Source organism: Kocuria sp. BT304 (assembly GCF_003290245.1).
GTDB lineage: Bacteria > Actinomycetota > Actinomycetes > Actinomycetales > Micrococcaceae > Kocuria > Kocuria rhizophila_A.
The window spans coordinates 738,370-755,462 of record NZ_CP030039.1; the positions used below are offsets into that span (position 1 = coordinate 738,370).

Genomic DNA, 17,093 nt, shown 5'->3' on the forward strand with positions numbered 1-17,093 from the left:
CGCACCGGGCGGCGTCGTGCTGCCGAGGGCCGCAGAAGACCACAGCGGGCCGTGGAGGCCGTGGACCGGCGCGTGCCTGCCGGTCGTCGGTGGAGCCCGCACCCGACCCGCGGCCGCGGCGGCGCCTCTGCCGGTTGCGACGGTGCTCCCGCTGGCGCAGGGTGCGGGGCCGCTCGTTAGCATGGCGTCATGAGTGAACAGACCGCACAGCAGAGCACCCCTCGCACCGCCCTGGTCACGGGCGCGACCCGCGGCATCGGCCGCGCGATCGCCCGGGACCTCGCCGCCGACCACGTGGTGTTCGTGGGAGGCCGCTCGGCCGAGGACGTCGAGCGCCTGCGCGCCGAGCTCGCCGGCGTGGGCCCCGGAACCCGCCCGTTCGTGGCGGACGTGACCGACGACGAGCAGGCGGCCGCCGCGTGGGCGCCCCTGCGCGAGGAGTTCGGCGCCCTGAACGTCTTGGTGCACTCCGCGGGCATCGCACCGCAGTCCCTCGTGGCGGATGCCCCGCGTGAGATGTGGGAGCAGATCTTCGACGTGAACGTGATCTCCGTGGCGCAGCTGACCCGGCTCACCCTGCCCGAGCTGCGCGCCGCGCAGGGGGACGTGGTGGCCATCAACTCCGGCTCGGGGTTCACGTCCAACAAATCGGCGGCGCTGTACTCGGGCACCAAGTTCGCGCTGCGCGCGTTCACGGACGCCCTGCGCGAGGAGGAGCGCGAGCACGGCGTGCGGGTGTCCTCGGTGCATCCGGGCCGCGTGGCCACGGACATGCAGGAGCAGCTGCACGAGTACATGGGCCGGGAGTACCGCCCGGAGGAGTGGATCCAGCCCGAGCAGATCGCCGCGGCGGTCCGCATGGCGGTGGACGCCGAGCGCACCTCCGAGGTGGAGGTCATCTCCGTGCGCCCCTCCGGGATGCGCTGAGCGGGAGGGCTACAGGCCCATCCACTCCTCCTTGAGGGAGTCCACGGTGCCGTCCGTGCGGACCCGGTCCAGGGTGCGGTTCACGGCGTCCAGGATTTCGGTGTTGCCCTTCTTCACCGCGATGCCCAGGTTCTCGTTGGTGTCCACCGTCTGCACCAGGCGCAGCTCCGGGCGGTCCTTGGCCTGGCGGGAGAGCGTGGAGATGTTGCCGGAGACCGCCTTCACCTGACCGTCCTCCAGTGCCGAGAACATCCGGCCCACGTCCTCGAACCGGCGCACCCGCAGCTTCTTGTCCCGCGCGTACTGCTCGCCGGACGTCGCGTGCTGGACCCCCACGGTGTTCTTCCCCACCGAGTCGAATCCGGTGATGCCCGAGTTCCTGGTGGTCAGCAGGGCGATCTGGTCGTTGAAGTAGGGCTGCGAGAAGTCCACCACCTGGCGGCGCTGGTCCGTGATGGTCATCCCGGAGATGGCGGCATCGCAGCGGTCCTCGTTCAGGGCGGCGCCGGACTCCAGGGTGTGGAAGTCCGCCTGCGCCAGGGTGAGGGTGCGGCCCATGTCCCGGGCGATCTCGTGGCCCAGGGACATGTCGAAGCCCACGGTCTGGCCGTCGCGCTCGAACTCGAACGGGGCGTAGGGGGAGTTGGTGCACACCCGGAAGGCCTCGGGGGAGCGGCTCTCCTCCGAACGGTCACCCGAGGAGGTGCCGCAGCCGGTCACCGCCATGCCCGCGGCGCAGACAGCGGCGACCGCGGACGCGATGCGACGTGGAGCGGGCATGGGGGGCTCCTCGTTGAGTGGCCTGGACCTGTGGCGATCGTACTATGCGGCTCCGGTGCCCCGGCCGGGCCCGCTACTCCAGCCCGCGCGCGGGCAGCGACTCCAGCATGGGCCGCAGCTTCGCCCACGTCTCGGCGAGCTCGGCGCGCGGGTCGGACTCGGCCACGATCCCGCAGCCGGCGCTGACCCGGGCGCGGTGCCCGTCCAGCTGGACCGCCCCGCGCAGGGCGATGCCCCACTCGCCGTTGCCCGCGCCGTCGAGCCAGCCCACCGGCCCCGCGTAGAGGCCGCGGTCCATGCGCTCGAGGTCCTCGATCACGGCCCCCGCGGTCTCGGTGGGCGTGCCGCACACGGCGGCGGTGGGGTGCACGGCCTCCGCGAGCTCCAGCGCGGAGGGCAGGGTGCCGTCCACGCCGGTGCGCAGGTGGGCGGTGACGTCCGAGGCCAGGTGCCACACGTTGGGCAGCGCCAGGATGAAGGGCCGCTCCCCGCCGGAGACCTCGTCCGCGTACGGGGACAGTCCCGCGATCAGCGAGTCCACGGCGAAGCGGTGCTCGCGCTGCTGCTTGTCGGAGCCGCCCAGTTCGGTGCCCGCGAAGTCCTCGGGGTTCGCCCCCTCGGGGAGGTCCTGGCGGTCCAGGGTCCCGGCCAGCACGCGCGCGGTGGCGGTGCCGCGGTGCACGCGGATCAGCATCTCCGGGGTGGCCCCCAGCAGCCGGCCGGCGTTCGGGGACCCTTCCCCGCCCAGCCGCACGCAGTACGTCCAGCACGTGTCGAAGCGCTCGCTCAGCGTCCCGAGCACCGCACCCAGCTCGATGTCCGCACCGGTGTCCACCACCACGTCCCGCGCGAGCACGAGCTTGTCCAGCTCCCCGGCGCGGATCATCCCCACACCGTCCGCCACGGCCGCCATCCAGCGCTGCTCGTCCAGCGCACCGGGCACCGCCGTGGGGTACGACGCCGCTGCGCCACCGTCCGCGGCCCCCGTCACCTCGCGGGCCGGGTCGGCGGAGGCACGGCCCGTCGCGGCCTCGGGAGACGCGTTGCCAGAGTCACTGCGCGCCGCGGCGTCACGGGGAGTTTCCGCGGTGGCGTCCGCGCGTGCGGCCGGGGCATCGATGTCAGTGGACCCGGCCCGCACGGATGGTGACGCTGCGTCGGTGGCCGGGGCGGCGGCGTCGTGCGCGGCGGGGGTGAGGCGCGCGAGGCGCCGCCACGCGGCGTCCACGTCCGAGGGCGCGGGGGAGGGGTCGGGCGTGATGAGGGTGACCCAGGCGGCGTCGTCCGAGGTGCCCACCACCAGCTCGGGGACCATGAGGCCCGAGTCCACGGTGGAGGACGGCGCGAACGCGAACGCCCCGAAGGCGAGCAGCCCGGTGCCCGGCAGCGCGAACGGGTCCGTGACCCGGGCGGCGTCCCGCACGGCGTCCCACCACACGCGCGCGGACGTGAACCGCGTGCCCCCGCGCACCCGGAAGGCCGCGGCGCGCCCGAGGCCCACGAGACCCCGGCCGCGCACGATCCACGTGGCCGGGTCCGGGCTGGCGAGTAGGCGGCGGACGTCCGGATCGCGCGCGAGGTCCGCGGCGGCGGGGACGTCCGAGAGGGGGAGGGTGAGCGCGCTCAGACGGGGCGCGGGGAACTCGGGTGTCATCGCCCACCAGCATAGGACGCGCGGCGCGCCGGGGTGGCCGCCGGGGCGGCGGGCGGCGTCGGAGGGCAGTGACACAATGGACGCCGGATCCCAGGAGGGGCGCGCACTGCCGGTGCGCCCCCGGCACGGACGAGAACGCGGAGGGCTGCGGCGCAGTGAAGGTAGTGATCAGCGGGGGTGGCCCCGCCGGCGCCACGGCGGCGTACTGGCTCGCGAGCCAGGGCATCCGCGTGACGGTGCTCGAGAAGACCGGCTACCCCCGGGAGAAGGTGTGCGGGGACGGTCTCACGCCCCGCGCGGTGCGGCAGATGCAGCTCATGGGCCTGCCCCACGGCGAGGCCGAGGGCTACACGCGCAACCGCGGGCTGCGGCTCGTGGCGGCCGGGCGCACCGTGGAGTTCCCGTGGCCCGAGCTCACCGACTTCCCCTCCTACGGGCTGGTGCGCACGCGCGCGGGCTTCGACGAGGACCTCGTGCGCCACGCGCAGCGGGCCGGGGCGGAGATCGTGGAGCACCGCGCCGTGAAGGACGTGCTGCGGGACGGCACCGGGCGCGTGGTGGGCGTGCGTGCCACCGTGATGGACCCCGCCACCGGGCGGCGCACCGCCGAGACCGAGGAGCACACCGCGGACCTCGTGCTCGCCGCGGACGGCAACTCCACCCGCACGGCGATCGCCGCGGGACTGCACCGGCGCGCCGACCGCCCCATGGGCGTGGCCGTGCGCACGTACTACCGCTCGCCGCGCTCCGCGCTGGACTGGATGGAGGGCTGGCTCGAGCTGCAGGACGGCTCCGACCCCGCCCGCCCGCTGCTGCCCGGCTACGGCTGGGTGTTCGGCGTGGGGGACGGCACCGCCAACGTGGGGCTCGGCATCCTGGACACCTCGCCCGCCTTCGGCACCCTGGACTACCGCTGCGTGCTGCGGGACTGGGTGGCCTCGATGCCCGCGGACTGGACCTTCGACCCCGAGCACCAGGTGGGCCGGATCGGCTCCGCGGCCCTGCCCATGGCAGGCAACCGCACCCCCCACTACGTCCCAGGGCTCATGCTCCTGGGCGACGCCGCCGGGCTCGTCTCCCCGTTCAACGGCGAGGGGATCTCCAACGCCATGGAGTCCGGGCTCTTCGCGGCGTCCTGCGTGCTCGACGCCGCCGCGGCCAACGGCGCCCAGCAGCGCGAGAACGCCCTCGCGCGGTACCCGCAGCTCGTGCGCGCCGAGTGGGGCGCCCACTTCACGCAGGGCCGGGCGCTCGCCGAGCTCATCGGCCACCCCGCGATCCTCTCCGCAGCGGTGCGCGCCGGGATGCGCGTGCCCGCGCTGATGCGCTTCGCCGTGCAGCTCATGACCGAGCTCTCCGACACCCCCGCCCGCAGTGTGACCGACCGCGCCATCGCAGTGCTCGACGCGCTGACACCCGCGCGCTGAATTGTCGATAGAGTGGTGGACCGTGACTGAACCCAGCCGCCTCGATGGCACCTTGCGCCTGCCCGCAGGGTTTGAGCTCATTGCCCAGGACCCCCACCTGGGGCCCCTCATGCTGGGCTCCCTCGAACGCGTGGAGCAGCGGCTGGGGGAGTCCGTGCGCTCCTCGGACCAGCTCGCGGACGTCACTGCACACCACCTGCTCGCCGCCGGTGGCAAGCGGGTCCGCCCCCTGCTGGCGCTGCTCGCCGCGGAGGTGGCCGGTTCCGTCAACGAGGACGTCATCGAGGCCGCCGTGGTCGTGGAGCTCACCCACCTGGCCTCCCTCTACCACGACGACGTCATGGACTCCGCGCCCATGCGCCGCGGCGTGGAGACCGCGCACACCGTGTGGGGCAACACCGTGGCGATCCTCACCGGGGACATGATCTTCGCCCGCGCCTCGGCCATGGTCTCCGCCCTGGGCCAGGAGTCCCTCATGATCCAGGCCAGCACCTTCGAGCGGCTCGTGATCGGGCAGCTGCGCGAGACCACCGGCCCCGCCGAGGGCCAGGACCCCCTGGAGCACTACCTCGACGTGATCGCCGGCAAGACCGGCTCCCTGATCGCCGCCAGCGGCCAGTACGGCGCGCTGCTGGGCGGGGCACCCCGCTCCGTGGTGGACCTCATGGTGGTCTACGGCGAGAAGGTGGGCCTCGCGTTCCAGCTCGCGGACGACATCATCGACCTCACGGGCCACCCGGACGTCTCCGGCAAGACCCGCGGCACGGACCTGCGCGAGGGCGTGGACACCCTTCCTGTGCTCCTGCTGCGCCGCGACGCCGCCGGCGATGACCCCGCCGCCGCGGCCTCCGCCCAGAACATCCTCCGTCTGATCGACGGGGACCTCACCGACGACGCCGCCCTGGCCACCGCCGTGGCGGCCGTCTCGGACCATCCCGCGGCCGCCGAGGCCTGGCAGATCGCCAACCGGTGGGCGGACGAGGCCATCGAGGCACTGGCACCCCTGCCGGAGTCCGTGGCCAAGGCGGCACTGATCGAATTCGCCCACGCGGTGGTCCACCGCAACGGCTGAGTTCTCAGTAAGCTTTAGGAATTCATCAGCCACTCGCGCGCCACCGACCCTCCGGACGCGCGCCTAAGGGAACTCTTCCCGTGTGAGGTCACTCATGTCCACAGAAAAAGCACGTGGCGGCGCCGCCAAGGAAGCATTTTCCGGGCGCACCATGTTCATCTTCGCCGCGATCGGCTCCGCCGTGGGTCTCGGCAACATCTGGCGCTTCCCGTACGTCGCGTTCGACAACGGCGGCGGCGCCTTCATCATCCCCTACCTGGTGGCACTGCTCACCGCGGGGATCCCCCTGCTCATGCTGGACTACGCGATCGGCCACCGCTACCGCGGCTCCGCCCCGCTGTCCTTCCGCCGGCTGCACCCCAAGCTCGAGACCATCGGGTGGTGGCAGCTGAGCATCTGCGTGGTCATCGCCATCTACTACGCGCTGATCATCGGCTGGGCCATGCAGTACACCGTGTTCTCCTTCAGCAAGGCGTGGGGTGACGACCCCTCCTCCTTCTTCATGAAGGACTACATGAAGGTCTCGGACACCGTGACCATCGGCTTCGACTTCATCTGGCCGGTGTTCATCGCCACCGCCATCGCGTGGCTCGTGCTGCTCGTGGTGCTGATGATGGGCGTGCAGAACGGCATCGGCAAGCTCAACGTGGTGCTGATCCCGCTGCTCGTGCTGATGTTCCTCATCATGGTGGGCATGGCGCTGACCCTGCCCGGTGCCTCCGCGGGCCTGAACGCCCTGTTCACCCCCTCCTGGGACGCCCTGGGCGACTCCTCCGTGTGGGTGGCCGCGTACGGGCAGATCTTCTTCTCCCTGTCCGTGGGCTTCGGCATCATGGTCACCTACGCCTCCTACCTCAAGCCCCGCTCGGACCTCTCCGGCTCCGCTCTGGTGGTGGGCTTCGCGAACTCCTCCTTCGAGCTGCTCGCGGGCATCGGCGTGTTCGCCGCGCTGGGCTTCATGGCCACCGCGTCCGGGACCCAGGTGGCGGACGTGGCCACCTCCGGCATCGGCCTCGCGTTCATCGCGTTCCCCGCGATCATCTCCCAGGCCCCGTTCGGCACGCTGATCGGCGTGCTGTTCTTCGGCGCCCTAGCCTTCGCGGGCTTCACGTCCCTGATCTCCATCGTGGAGGTCATCGTGGCCGGTGTGCGTGACAAGCTCGGGCTCTCCCGCCCGGCGGCCGTGGCCCTCGTGGTGCTGCCGCTGGCCGCGGTGTCCCTGCTGTTCTTCCCCACCACCACGGGCCTGAACCTGCTGGACGTGGTGGACGCGTTCGTCAACAACTTCGGCATCGTGGCCGCCGCGCTGATGTCCGTGCTTCTGCTGACCTCCGGGTTCACCGCGCTGCCCACGCTGCGCGACCACATCAACTCGGTGTCCTCCTTCAAGCTCGGACGCACCTGGATGATCATGGCCGGCGGTGTGACCCCGGTGATCCTGGGCTACATCCTCATCGACCAGCTCACCCAGACCGTGGCCGAGGGCTACAACGACATGCCGCAGTGGTTCGTGAACGTCTTCGGGTGGGGCATGGCCGTGGGGCTGATCGTGATCTCCTACCTGCTGTCCAAGCTGCCGTGGAGCAGGCGCACCCGTGAGGCCTTCACGAGCCCCGCACCGTCCGTGCAGGACGCCTACCTGGACCGCAAGGCCCTGGCCGAGCAGCGCTCGCTGACCCACTACCCGGACACCGCCGGGCGCACCGCCGCGCTGGACCAGGACTTCTCCCTGCGCGCCATCGACCGCGGCACCGTGGTGCAGCGCACCATGCCGTGGTCCCGCACCCCCGCCGGTGACGGCGCCGCCCAGCAGACCGCCTCTGCGGGCACCGCGACCCGCACCTCCGAAGGAGAACTCTCATGAACACCTCCGCAGTCGTCATGATGGTCGTGGCCATGCTCCTCGTGTGGGGCGGGCTGGTCCTGGCGCTCGTCAACATCAAGCGCTCCCCGGAGCAGGTGGACGAGCTCGACACCCCCGCCGAGGGCGAGCAGGCGGACGGCCGCACGGCGCAGGACGACGCCGCCCGCGTCCCCGCCCACGGTGACGTCACCCACCGCGCGGGGGACGGCGACGTCGCCCGCACCGGTCAGCGCAGCGCCGCGGGCGCACCGGGGGCCGAGCAGGCCCCGGGCCACCGCGGCTGACCCGCACCGCACCACGAAGGCCACCACGGACACGGCGTCCGGGGTGGCCTTCGTGCCTCCCCGGCACCGTGGTCGGGTGGCGGGCAGCCGCGCTCAGCGGCGGGGCAGGCGGGGTGCGCGCGGTGCGCGGACGGCGTCGAGCACCAGCAGCACCACGGCGATCCACACGAGCACGAAACCGGCCCAGCGCTGCGGGGGCATCTCCTCGTGGAACAGGGCGATGGCCAGGATGAACTGGCCGATCGGTGCCACGTACTGGATCATCCCCAGAGTGCTCAGCGGCAGGCGGGAGGCGGCCGCGCCGAACAGCAGCAGCGGCACGGCGGTGATCACGCCCGCGGCCAGCAGGAGCAGGAAGTGCCCGGGCCCCTCGGAGACCAGGGTGATCTGCCCGGCCGCACCCAGCACTCCCACGGCCACGAGGGCGAGCGGGGTGATCATGGTGGTCTCCGCGGCGAGCGTGACCAGCGCGGGGTAGCGCGCGCCCAGGCGGGACTTGACCAGGCCGTAGAAGCCGAACGTGAACGCGAGCCCCAGGGACAGCCACGGGATGGCGCCGTAGAACACGGCCATCACGAGCACCGCGACCACCCCCACCCCGATGGCAGCCCACTGCAGGGGCCGCAGCGTCTCGTGCAGCACGAGTACGCCCAGCAGGATGGCCACGATGGGGTTGATGAAGTACCCCAGGGACGCCTCCAGCGTGTGGCCCGTGGTGGCGGCCACCGTGTACAGCAGCCAGTTGCCCGCGATCAGCACACCGGCCACGGTCAGGGCCAGTACCGCCTGGCGGTCCCGGAACAGCCGCCCGTACTGGCGCAGACCCCGGGTGGCCGCGAGCAGCAGCAGGCAGAACAGCAGGGAGAAGACCACGCGCATGGCCACGATCTCGTACGGGGTGGCCGGTGCCAGCAGCACGAAGTACAGGGGCAGCAGACCCCAGATGGCGTAGGCCCCGAAGCCGTAGCCGACTCCGGCCCGGCCCCGACGGTGCTGGTCGGGATCCGGGCCGGAAGTTATCTCGTTACTCACCGGAGCATCCTACCGCCGGTGACGAGGGGCGCTGAACGCGCGGTGGGGCCTACAGGTCGAAGAAGCGGCTCAGGAAACCGCGCTTCTTGCGGCCCTTGCGCTCGGCCTGCTCGTTGGTCTCGACCTCCTGGCCGTCCACCACGGCGGGGGCGGAGAGGTCGTCCTCGGGGGCACCCGGGCCCGCGACGGTCTCGCGCTCCACCACGGTCTCCTCGCCGGTCTCGCGCTCCACGCGGTCCTCGGACACCGCGCGCTCGGTGCGGACCTCCTCCCTCGTGACGGCGGGGGAGACCTCTGCCTCGTGCTCGGTGCGCTGCTCGGCGTCCGCGCCACGGCCGGTCTCGACGGGCGCCCCGGTGCGGGTCTCCGCGGCGGGGCCTTCCTCGGAGGTGCCCGGCTGGGTCGCGGCGAAGTCCGGGTCCGGGATCCGGGACATGGCGGTGGTGTTGGGGTGCGGGGAGGCCTGCGGGCCCGCGGTGAGGGTCCCCTCGGAACCGGGCAGCACGGTGGTCTCCACGCGGCCGGGCTCGGCGGGGCCGGTGGGCTCCTGGTCGAAGGGCAGGTCCGCGTCCCGCACACGGCTCGCGGGAACGGCGACGTCCCCCTCGGGCTGCTCGGGCTCCGGCGCCTCGATGTCCTCGGGGGACAGCTCGCTCGGCAGCGGCTCCTCCCCGGCGGCGGGCGCGGACGACGCCGCCGCGGCGGCCTCCTCGCGCTCGCGCACCTTGCGCTCGGCGGCCTCGGCGCGCTGCTGCTCCCCGAGGCGCTCCGCCTGGGTCACGGCGGCGCGGCGGTCCTCGGTGAGAGCCGCGCGCAGGGCCTCGGCCCGGCGCTCGAGCTCGCGCAGCTCGTCCTCGCCCACGGAGGGCTCGGCTGGCTCCACGCCCGTGATCTGGTGGTCGTCGAACCAGAAGCGCTGGGCGCCGTCGTGGACCGTGACCACGCACGTGGCGTCCGTGTCCCACTCCACGTGCGCGCCGCGCAGCTTGGCGTAGCTGGCCACGGCCAGGTTGTGGTCCACCGCGGTGTCCGTGGTGAGGGACTCGCCGATCACCTGCATCATCCGCTGCTCGGTCAGGCGCGGCAGCTCGAACTGCGGGCCGTCCAGCAGCAGCCACGCGGTGATGTTGCCCCCGGCGCGCGCGGGGTAGTGCGCGTACAGGCCGGTGGCGGCCTTGGCGGCCAGCGTGAGACGGCGTGCGAGGCCGTCCTGCAGGGTCAGCTCTGCGGTGCTCAGCTCCGGGACCTCGTGGCGCTCACCGGCCTGCTTGGCCTGCACCGCCGCGGAGACCACCTCCGGGTTGAAGTGCCCCAGCTCCTGCCAGCACCACACGAAGGACCCGCGGGCCGCGGACTCGGTGCCCAGCAGGTACGGGGTGAGGGTGACCGGCGGGGTGGTCTGCAGGGTGAACGACGGCGCGGAGAAGTCCACGTCCCAATCCGCACCCTGGGACAGCTCGGCCAGCACTGCCTGGTACTCGGTGGAGATGAAGATCGACTCGTCGATCAGCTCCTGCAAAGTTTTCGTCATGGGCCCAGGCTAACAACTGGCGCCGACTCCCACAGCGCCGCGGACCCGGGCACCGCCCCCCGGTGGCAGGGCCGGGGAACGCCCGGCACCGCGGCGGCCACCCCGGTGACGTGCCCCACATTGGCTAGGCTGGGGCGTGCGTGCGCCCGGGGCCCCGGTGCCGCGCGTGACCACACGTCGAGCGGACCCGCAGCGATCGGGTCGAAGGGACACTGACACCACATGAGCTCCGCACCCCAGCCCGCCTCGGACCCGACCGCACGGCAGACCTCCGCCGGTGGTGAGCGAGACCTCGTGACCCGCCTGGGTGAGTGGGTCATGTCCGTGCTGCGCACCGAGCCCGGGTGGGACTCCATGCTCGTGGAGTTCAAGCCGCAGGGCGGGCGGGTGCACCTGCGGGTCATCGAGAACCGTGCGGGCACCGTGATCCCCGGGGCCGCCGGGCCCATCAAGGAGGACAGCCCCGTGCTGGAGGTGCTCTCCGAGCTGCAGCGCGCGTGCTACGTGCCCGGCCGCGGCAGCTGGTTCTCCATGTCCCTGACGCTCGCCGCCCGGGACTGGCCCGAGCCCACGCTGCACACGAGTGCGTCCTACCACGTGCACGACGAGCCCCACACGTACGCCCAGGAGGGCCCCTACACCGCGCAGGACGTGCTCACGCAGCTCAGCGCGTTCCCCAGGACCCAGGAGCGCACGCCGCTGTGGGCCGTGGAGCTCGCGCAGGGGGCCGGCGTCGAGCTGCCGTTCGCGGAGCCGGAGTCGGACGACGCCCACGGGGACGTGCACCCCCGGCTGCGGGCCGCCGCCGAGGCGTGGTCCCGGGAACCGGGGGACCGGGCCCTGGCCGGGGTGCTGCGGGAGGCCCTCGCGGGGATCGTGCTGCTGGACGTCTCCGGGTCCGAGCTGGTCCCGGGGGAGGACGGCCAGCCCGTGGGCCCGAAGTCCGACATCCGCGTGCAGACGGTCACCCAGGCGGACGGCAAGCGCTGCCTGGCGGTGTACACCAGCACGGACGAGGCCCGGCAGATGTTCGCGAGCAGCAACCGCAACCCCCACATGGGCGAGCCCGTGCTGCTGCGCCAGCGCGCGAGCGCCATGCTGGCGATGGTGGCGCAGGACGAGCAGTACGACGAGATCGTGGTGGACCCGTCCTCCGGGCACGCCACGCGGATCTCCCGCGAGCAGATCGAGTGGGTCACGCGCTCCCCGCACAACGAGCCCCTCAAGCAGGCCCTGCTGGACGACAACATGGCCAACCTGCTGGGGGCGCTGTTCAACCCGCAGGGGCACCTGATGCTGGGCACCCGGGACCAGGGGGACGACGCCCTGCCGGTGATGCTCCAGCCCGAGCAGGAGGGGGCCGCCCCGGACACGCTGCTGGTGTTCACCTCGGCCGCGGAGGTCGCTGCCCTGGACCCGGCGCTGACCGTGCGCTCGGCACCGTCCCGGCAGATCCTCCAGTTCGCGCTGGACGCCGGTGCCGCCGCGATCTGCCTCAACGCCGTGGCGCCGGTGGCCACGCTGCCCACCGAGCAGCTGCGCGAGATGCTCGAGCTCATCGCCCAGCGTGAGCAGGCCACGGCCGCGGACCAGCGCGGCGAAGCGGGCCCGGGCCCGGGCGCAGCCGCAGCCAACGACGCCGCGGGGCAGGCTGCCGCGCCGAACCAGGGCGACGCCGCGAACTAGGGCGACGCCGCGGTCGGGAACGCCGCCAGGGGCCAGGGTGCCGGACCGGAGCGCGACGCCGGTCCGCACCGCTTGCTCGCGGCGGGATGCGGACCGGCGCCCCGGGGAGGCACGCGCCTCGCGCAGTCCTCATCCCGGAGACGCCGCAGACAGGAGACGGCGCAGACTGGATATGACGTAGCCCGGGTGTGACGCAGGCCCCGTGCCCGCCGGAGCGGGAACGGGGCCTGCGTGGTGTCAGCCCGGTGGGTGGGCCGGTGCCGGGGCACCGGCCCACCCGAGCGGATCAGATGCCGTAGGCGTCCGAACCGGAGTTGCGGGCCTCGGCCTCGCGCACGCGGCGGCCGAGCTCGGGGTCCACCTTCTCCCAGTACTGGAAGGCGGCCTCCTTGATGGTCTCGTCCATCACGTCGCCCACGTGCCCGGCGATGTTCTCGACCGCCTCGGCCTTCTCCTCGTCGGAGAACACCTCGCGGTAGAGGGTCCCGGCCTGGCCGAAGTCGTCGTCCTCGGAGTGCAGGGTGGCGGCGGTGCGCAGCAGCTCACCGTCGGACTCCCACCGCATGTTGTCCGCCACGGCGGGGCCCGCACCGGCCACGGGGCCGCCCTGGGTGTTGGGCGCGTAGACCGGCTGGTTCGGGTGCTTGAACGTGTACCGCATGGGCCCGTCCTGGGAGTACGAGTTCTGCTCCGCGCGGTACGGAAAGTTCACGGGCAGGTCCGCGAAGTTCGCGCCGATGCGGTGACGGTGCGTGTCCGGGTAGGAGAACACGCGGGTCATGAGCATCTTGTCCGGGGAGATCTCCACACCGGGAACGGTGTTGCTGGGGGAGAACGCCGCCTGCTCGATCTGCGCGAAGTAGTTCAGCGGGTTCTGGTTCAGTGTGAACTTGCCCACCTTGATGCGCGGGTAGTCCTTCTTGGAGATCGTCTTGGTGACGTCGAAGGGGTTGAAGCGGTACGTCTTGGCGTCCTCGTACGGCATGACCTGCACGTACATGGTCCAGGACGGGAAGTCGCCCTTCTCGATGGACTCGTAGAGGTCGCGGCGGTGGGCATCGGCGTCCTTGCCGGCGATCTCCTCGGCCTCCGGGCCGGTCAGGCCCTCGGTGCCCTGGTCCGAGATGAAGTGGTACTTGACCCAGAACCGCTCGCCGGCCTCGTTGCTCCACTGGTAGGTGTGGGAGCCGTAGCCGTTCATGTGGCGGTAGTCCTTCGGGATGCCGCGCGGGCCCATCAGGTAGGTGACCTGGTGGGCGGACTCGGGCGACTGGGTCCAGAAGTCCCACTGCATGGTGTTGTCACGCATGCCGGAGCCCGGCAGACGCTTCTGCGAGTGGATGAAGTCCGGGAACTTGATGCCGTCGCGGACGAAGAAGATCGGGGTGTTGTTGCCCACGATGTCCAGGTTGCCCTCGGTGGTGTAGAACTTCAGGGCGAAGCCGCGGGGGTCGCGCCAGGTGTCCGGCGAGCCCTGCTCGCCGGCCACGGTGGAGAAGCGCGCCAGCATGGGGGTCTTGGTGCCCGGCTGGAACACGGCGGCCTTGGTGTACTGGGAGACGTCCTCGGTGATCTCGAGCTCGCCGAAGGCGCCGGCGCCCTTGGCGTGGACCACGCGCTCGGGGACGCGCTCACGGTCGAAGGCCGCGAGCTTCTCCACGACGTAGGAGTCGTGCAGCACGATGGGCCCGTCCGCGCCCACGCTGAGGGAGTGCGCGTCCGCGTTGGTGGGGACCGGCAGGCCCTCCTGGGTGGTGGTGAACGACCCGGTCTCGCGCAGTCCGCGCTCGTGGGGAGTGGTGTCAGACATGGTTCCTCCTGGGTGATGGATGGGATCCGACGGAAGATGGGAATTGCTGCGCCTCGAGGGCGCCTGCCGCGATGTCCTGCTGACACTGCGGACAGACCCCCCGGTACACCACCTCCGCGGACAGCAGCTGGAAGCCGTGGTCCTGCGAAGGCGTGAGACACGGGGCGTGTCCCACCGCGCACGGCACGTCCTGGATGACGCCGCAGTGGATGCAGTACGCGTGGTGGTGGTTGTCACCGGTGCGGATCTCGTACCGCGCCGGAGATCCGGGCGGTTCGAACTTGGACACCATGCCGATGGCCGCGAGGTCCGCGAGGACCACGTAGACGGACTGCACGGACATGTTGGGCAGGACCGAGCGGACCTGCTTGACCGTGTCCTCCGCCGTGGCGTGCGGCACAGCGTCCACGGCATCCAGCACCGCGAGACGTTGCCTGGTGACCCTGCGCCCGTGGGAGCGCAGGTGCGAGGTCCACTCCTCCCGCGAGGGATGCGATGAGATCTCGGCGGTGGTCTCCATGGCGTCGAGCCTAGCCTTATTCTGAGCAATTCACAATAGGTGGTGTGATCCCGCTCGCACCCGTGATCACACCGGGCTCCGGGGCGGGGCCGCGCTCGGGTCAGGGCACCCACACGGGACGGACAACGGGCCGGAGCGCATGCCGGAGGCCGGCCGGAACCGGGGTTGGAACCGGCGCCCGGGCTGCGGGGGCTGAGGCCGGCGGCAAGCGCGCCGGCGGCCCGGCTGGACCCCGAGCGCGGGGCGCTCCGCTGGAGGGGCGGAACAGACGAGGTGCGGGACCCCGCGGCCCGGCCGTGCGGCGTCGCCATGAGGCCCCGAAAAAAAGTTTTCCCGAACCGCGTCACGATCCGCCCACCCGCGTGTCTACACAGTGAATCGCGTGCGGGCTGCACGCGATTCCGGACGGCCCGATCGCTCTGGGGCCGACGATCCGGTGCCGCGGTCAGTAAGGGGACGCATCACGCGGCACATGGAGGGCAAGAGCGGCTCCCGGCCGGGCGGGCTGCCCTGCGGGAGACGGGGGAGAGCGGTACTAGGAGACGGGGACGGGACCGGTGGGGGCTGGTTCCGTCCCCGACCGCCACACCGGGTGCCGCCACCGGCAGCGCGAGGCCTGCGGGCCCCGCCCAGCGCAATGCTGGCTCGCGGTCTGTCGGTTCTCCGCGGGGGCTGAGACAATGGGGAGTCACGTCCAGACCACACGCGTCAAGAGAGTGTCATGCCAGACAGTGCAGGTTCCGGGCCCCGTGATCCGGGGGTCCACACCGAGCACCCCGCGAGCGACGAGCAGCTGCTCACCGCCGTGCGCGAGGGTGACTCCTCCGCGTTCGCCGAGCTCTACGAACGCCACCGCGGGGCCGTGTTGGCCGTGGCCCGCATGCACTCCCGCAACGACGCCGACGCCCAGGACCTCGTGTCCGAGGCCTTCACCCGCGTGCTGGGGCTGCTGCGCGAGGGCCGCGGGCCCCGGCAGTTCCTGCGCGCCTACCTGGTCACCGCCGTCTCCCGCCTGGCCGCGGACCGCGCGAACGACCTCACCCGCACCCGCCCCGAGGCGCCCCAGCCCAACGGTCCGCTGGACCGCGTGGAGCTCTTCGACGACCTCGTGGTCAAGCAGGTGGACTCCGCCGTGGTGGCGCAAGCCTTCGCGAGCCTGCCGGAGCGCTGGCAGGAGATCCTGTGGTACCTCGAGGTCGAGGGGCGCCGCCCGCGGCAGGTGGCCTCCGTGGTGGGCGTCCAGCCCAACGCCGTGTCCGCCCTCGGCAAGCGCGCCCGCGAGGGGCTGCGCACCGCCTACATGCAGGAGCACGTCTCCGCGCAGGCGCTGGAGGACTGCTACCAGTTCTCCTCCCAGCTGGGCGCCTTCGCCCGGGGCGCGCTCACCCCCTCCCGTACCGCCGTGGTCCAGGACCACCTTGACGGCTGCCGCCGCTGCACCGCCGAGTACCTCCAGCTCCAGGACCTCGGGCTCGGGCTGCGCGGCTGGATGCTGCCCGTGCTCGCCGGGCTGCCCCTGTGGGGCGGGGTCGGCGGCCGGCTCGCGGAGTCCCTCGGAGGGCTGCCGCTGCTCGGTGGTTCCCCCGCGCTCGCCGCCGCGGGAGGTGCCGGGGCCGGCACCACCGGGGCTGGCGGCACGGCCGGGGTTGTCGACGCCGCCGGGGTGCGCGGTCTCGCCGGGACGGGTGGCGCTGCCGGAGCGGCCGACGCCGCCGGGGCGGCCGCTGGAACGGCTGGAACGGGCGGTGCCGCGGGGACGGGCGCCGCGGCGTCGGCCGCGGGATCCTCTGCGGCGGGCTCCGCCGCGGGCGGACTCGGAGCGGTGCTGGGGTCCAGCACGGGGCTCGCGCTCGCCGTGGGCGCGGTGCTCGTGGTCGGTGCCTCCACCGCGGGACTCGTGGCCCTGAACAGCGGTTCCGAGGAGGCCCCGCCCACGGCCGCGGGCTCGGCCGAGCCGGGCGGAGCGGGCAGCCGAGCCGCGGGGGAGCCTGGCAGGCAGGACCCCGCGAGCGGTGCGCCCGCACAGGGGGCCGCGCCCGGCGGGAACGGCGCCGCCGTGCCGGACGCGGACCAGGCCCAGGGTGCGCCGGGTGCCGAGGCCGCGCAGGACGCCGCGGTGGAGCGGTCCGAGTCCACCGCCCTGCCCGCCCCGTTCCTCCCGGACGTCGACCCGGCCATCGTGGGCCCCGTGCCCGACCTGCCGGTGTCCGTGCCGTACCCCACCCTCCCGCGCGTGGATGGCGACCCCGTGCCGCCCGATCCCGTGGATCCAGAACCGGCGAGCCCCGATCCGGTGAGCCCCGACCCGGTCGAGCCCACCCCCAGCCCCGTGCCCACCGTCCCCGAGCCCACGCCGAGCCCGGGCGGCGGCGGCGCCACCCCCGCACCCACACCCACCCCTTCCGACGGCTCGTGCCACTGGGTCCCCATACCCGGGGGCATCGAGGTCTGCATCCCGTAGGCCGCCCGACCGTGCGCACCCCCCCTCCACACCCCTGAGGAGAAA

General features: G+C 72.8%; 13 protein-coding genes. 7 read left to right on the forward strand and 6 right to left on the reverse strand.

Annotated elements, in window-relative coordinates; translation table 11 throughout:
- Window positions 1-189 precede the first annotated feature (189 nt).
- The gene (locus DNL27_RS03335) at window positions 190-927 is read left to right on the forward strand and encodes an SDR family oxidoreductase (protein ID WP_058956016.1); all 738 of its coding nucleotides are present in this window, start codon (window positions 190-192) and stop codon (window positions 925-927) included.
- Between the two features lie 9 nt (window positions 928-936).
- On the opposite strand, the gene DNL27_RS03340 is transcribed toward DNL27_RS03335, so the two are convergent.
- The gene (locus DNL27_RS03340) at window positions 937-1,707 is read right to left on the reverse strand and encodes an ABC transporter substrate-binding protein (protein ID WP_112234707.1); all 771 of its coding nucleotides are present in this window, start codon (window positions 1,705-1,707) and stop codon (window positions 937-939) included.
- A 73-nt stretch (window positions 1,708-1,780) separates the two neighbouring features.
- Window positions 1,781-3,361, reverse strand: coding sequence for an isochorismate synthase MenF (locus tag DNL27_RS03345; RefSeq protein ID WP_112234708.1), 1,581 nt, complete (start codon window positions 3,359-3,361; stop codon window positions 1,781-1,783).
- A gap of 155 nt (window positions 3,362-3,516) precedes the next feature.
- Here DNL27_RS03345 and DNL27_RS03350 point away from each other — a divergent pair, with 155 nt between their 5' ends.
- The 4 genes from DNL27_RS03350 to DNL27_RS03365 all read left to right on the forward strand — a co-directional run bounded on the left by DNL27_RS03350 (window position 3,517) and on the right by DNL27_RS03365 (window position 8,008).
- Window positions 3,517-4,788, forward strand: coding sequence for a geranylgeranyl reductase family protein (locus tag DNL27_RS03350; protein WP_112234709.1), 1,272 nt, complete (start codon window positions 3,517-3,519; stop codon window positions 4,786-4,788).
- A 22-nt stretch (window positions 4,789-4,810) separates the two neighbouring features.
- Window positions 4,811-5,860: a polyprenyl synthetase family protein gene (locus tag DNL27_RS03355; RefSeq protein ID WP_186320690.1), complete on the forward strand. Its 1,050-nt coding sequence runs from the start codon at window positions 4,811-4,813 to the stop codon at window positions 5,858-5,860.
- 94 nt (window positions 5,861-5,954) lie between these two features.
- Window positions 5,955-7,724, forward strand: a complete 1,770-nt coding sequence (locus DNL27_RS03360) for a sodium-dependent transporter (RefSeq protein WP_112234711.1) — start codon at window positions 5,955-5,957, stop codon at window positions 7,722-7,724.
- Complete coding sequence (locus DNL27_RS03365) at window positions 7,721-8,008, forward strand: methionine/alanine import family NSS transporter small subunit (protein WP_112234712.1); 288 nt, start codon at window positions 7,721-7,723, stop codon at window positions 8,006-8,008. The genes DNL27_RS03360 and DNL27_RS03365 overlap by 4 nt, the downstream gene beginning before the upstream one ends.
- Before the next feature lie 93 nt (window positions 8,009-8,101).
- Here DNL27_RS03365 and rarD read toward each other — a convergent pair whose 3' ends face one another.
- Window positions 8,102-9,040, reverse strand: coding sequence for an EamA family transporter RarD (gene rarD, locus DNL27_RS03370; RefSeq protein WP_012397620.1), 939 nt, complete (start codon window positions 9,038-9,040; stop codon window positions 8,102-8,104).
- A gap of 49 nt (window positions 9,041-9,089) precedes the next feature.
- Window positions 9,090-10,571, reverse strand: coding sequence for a DUF6882 domain-containing protein (locus tag DNL27_RS03375; RefSeq protein ID WP_112234713.1), 1,482 nt, complete (start codon window positions 10,569-10,571; stop codon window positions 9,090-9,092).
- 222 nt (window positions 10,572-10,793) lie between these two features.
- Here DNL27_RS03375 and DNL27_RS03380 point away from each other — a divergent pair, with 222 nt between their 5' ends.
- The gene (locus DNL27_RS03380) at window positions 10,794-12,257 is read left to right on the forward strand and encodes an SseB family protein (protein WP_012397622.1); all 1,464 of its coding nucleotides are present in this window, start codon (window positions 10,794-10,796) and stop codon (window positions 12,255-12,257) included.
- A 286-nt stretch (window positions 12,258-12,543) separates the two neighbouring features.
- On the opposite strand, the gene DNL27_RS03385 is transcribed toward DNL27_RS03380, so the two are convergent.
- Both DNL27_RS03385 and DNL27_RS03390 read right to left on the reverse strand, forming a co-directional pair.
- Window positions 12,544-14,067, reverse strand: a complete 1,524-nt coding sequence (locus DNL27_RS03385) for a catalase (RefSeq protein ID WP_012397623.1) — start codon at window positions 14,065-14,067, stop codon at window positions 12,544-12,546.
- Complete coding sequence (locus DNL27_RS03390; protein ID WP_012397624.1) at window positions 14,060-14,587, reverse strand: Fur family transcriptional regulator; 528 nt, start codon at window positions 14,585-14,587, stop codon at window positions 14,060-14,062. Before DNL27_RS03390 ends, DNL27_RS03385 begins: the two co-directional genes overlap by 8 nt.
- A gap of 721 nt (window positions 14,588-15,308) precedes the next feature.
- Here DNL27_RS03390 and DNL27_RS03395 point away from each other — a divergent pair.
- Complete coding sequence (locus DNL27_RS03395) at window positions 15,309-17,048, forward strand: sigma-70 family RNA polymerase sigma factor (RefSeq protein ID WP_112234714.1); 1,740 nt, start codon at window positions 15,309-15,311, stop codon at window positions 17,046-17,048.
- The last annotated feature ends 45 nt before the right edge of the window (window positions 17,049-17,093 follow it).

Excerpts from the sequence above, each read along its gene's own strand:
- DNL27_RS03385 (WP_012397623.1), bottom strand. The coding sequence starts at position 14,067 with ATGTCTGACACCACTCCCCACGAGCGCGGACTGCGCGAGACCGGGTCG.
- DNL27_RS03380 (WP_012397622.1), top strand. The coding sequence starts at position 10,794 with ATGAGCTCCGCACCCCAGCCCGCCTCGGACCCGACCGCACGGCAGACC.
- DNL27_RS03390 (WP_012397624.1), bottom strand. The coding sequence starts at position 14,587 with ATGGAGACCACCGCCGAGATCTCATCGCATCCCTCGCGGGAGGAGTGG.
- DNL27_RS03375 (WP_112234713.1), bottom strand. The coding sequence starts at position 10,571 with ATGACGAAAACTTTGCAGGAGCTGATCGACGAGTCGATCTTCATCTCC.
- DNL27_RS03335 (WP_058956016.1), top strand. The coding sequence starts at position 190 with ATGAGTGAACAGACCGCACAGCAGAGCACCCCTCGCACCGCCCTGGTC.
- DNL27_RS03395 (WP_112234714.1), top strand. The coding sequence starts at position 15,309 with ATGCCAGACAGTGCAGGTTCCGGGCCCCGTGATCCGGGGGTCCACACC.
- DNL27_RS03340 (WP_112234707.1), bottom strand. The coding sequence starts at position 1,707 with ATGCCCGCTCCACGTCGCATCGCGTCCGCGGTCGCCGCTGTCTGCGCC.
- DNL27_RS03360 (WP_112234711.1), top strand. The coding sequence starts at position 5,955 with ATGTCCACAGAAAAAGCACGTGGCGGCGCCGCCAAGGAAGCATTTTCC.
- DNL27_RS03365 (WP_112234712.1), top strand. The coding sequence starts at position 7,721 with ATGAACACCTCCGCAGTCGTCATGATGGTCGTGGCCATGCTCCTCGTG.
- DNL27_RS03345 (WP_112234708.1), bottom strand. The coding sequence starts at position 3,361 with ATGACACCCGAGTTCCCCGCGCCCCGTCTGAGCGCGCTCACCCTCCCC.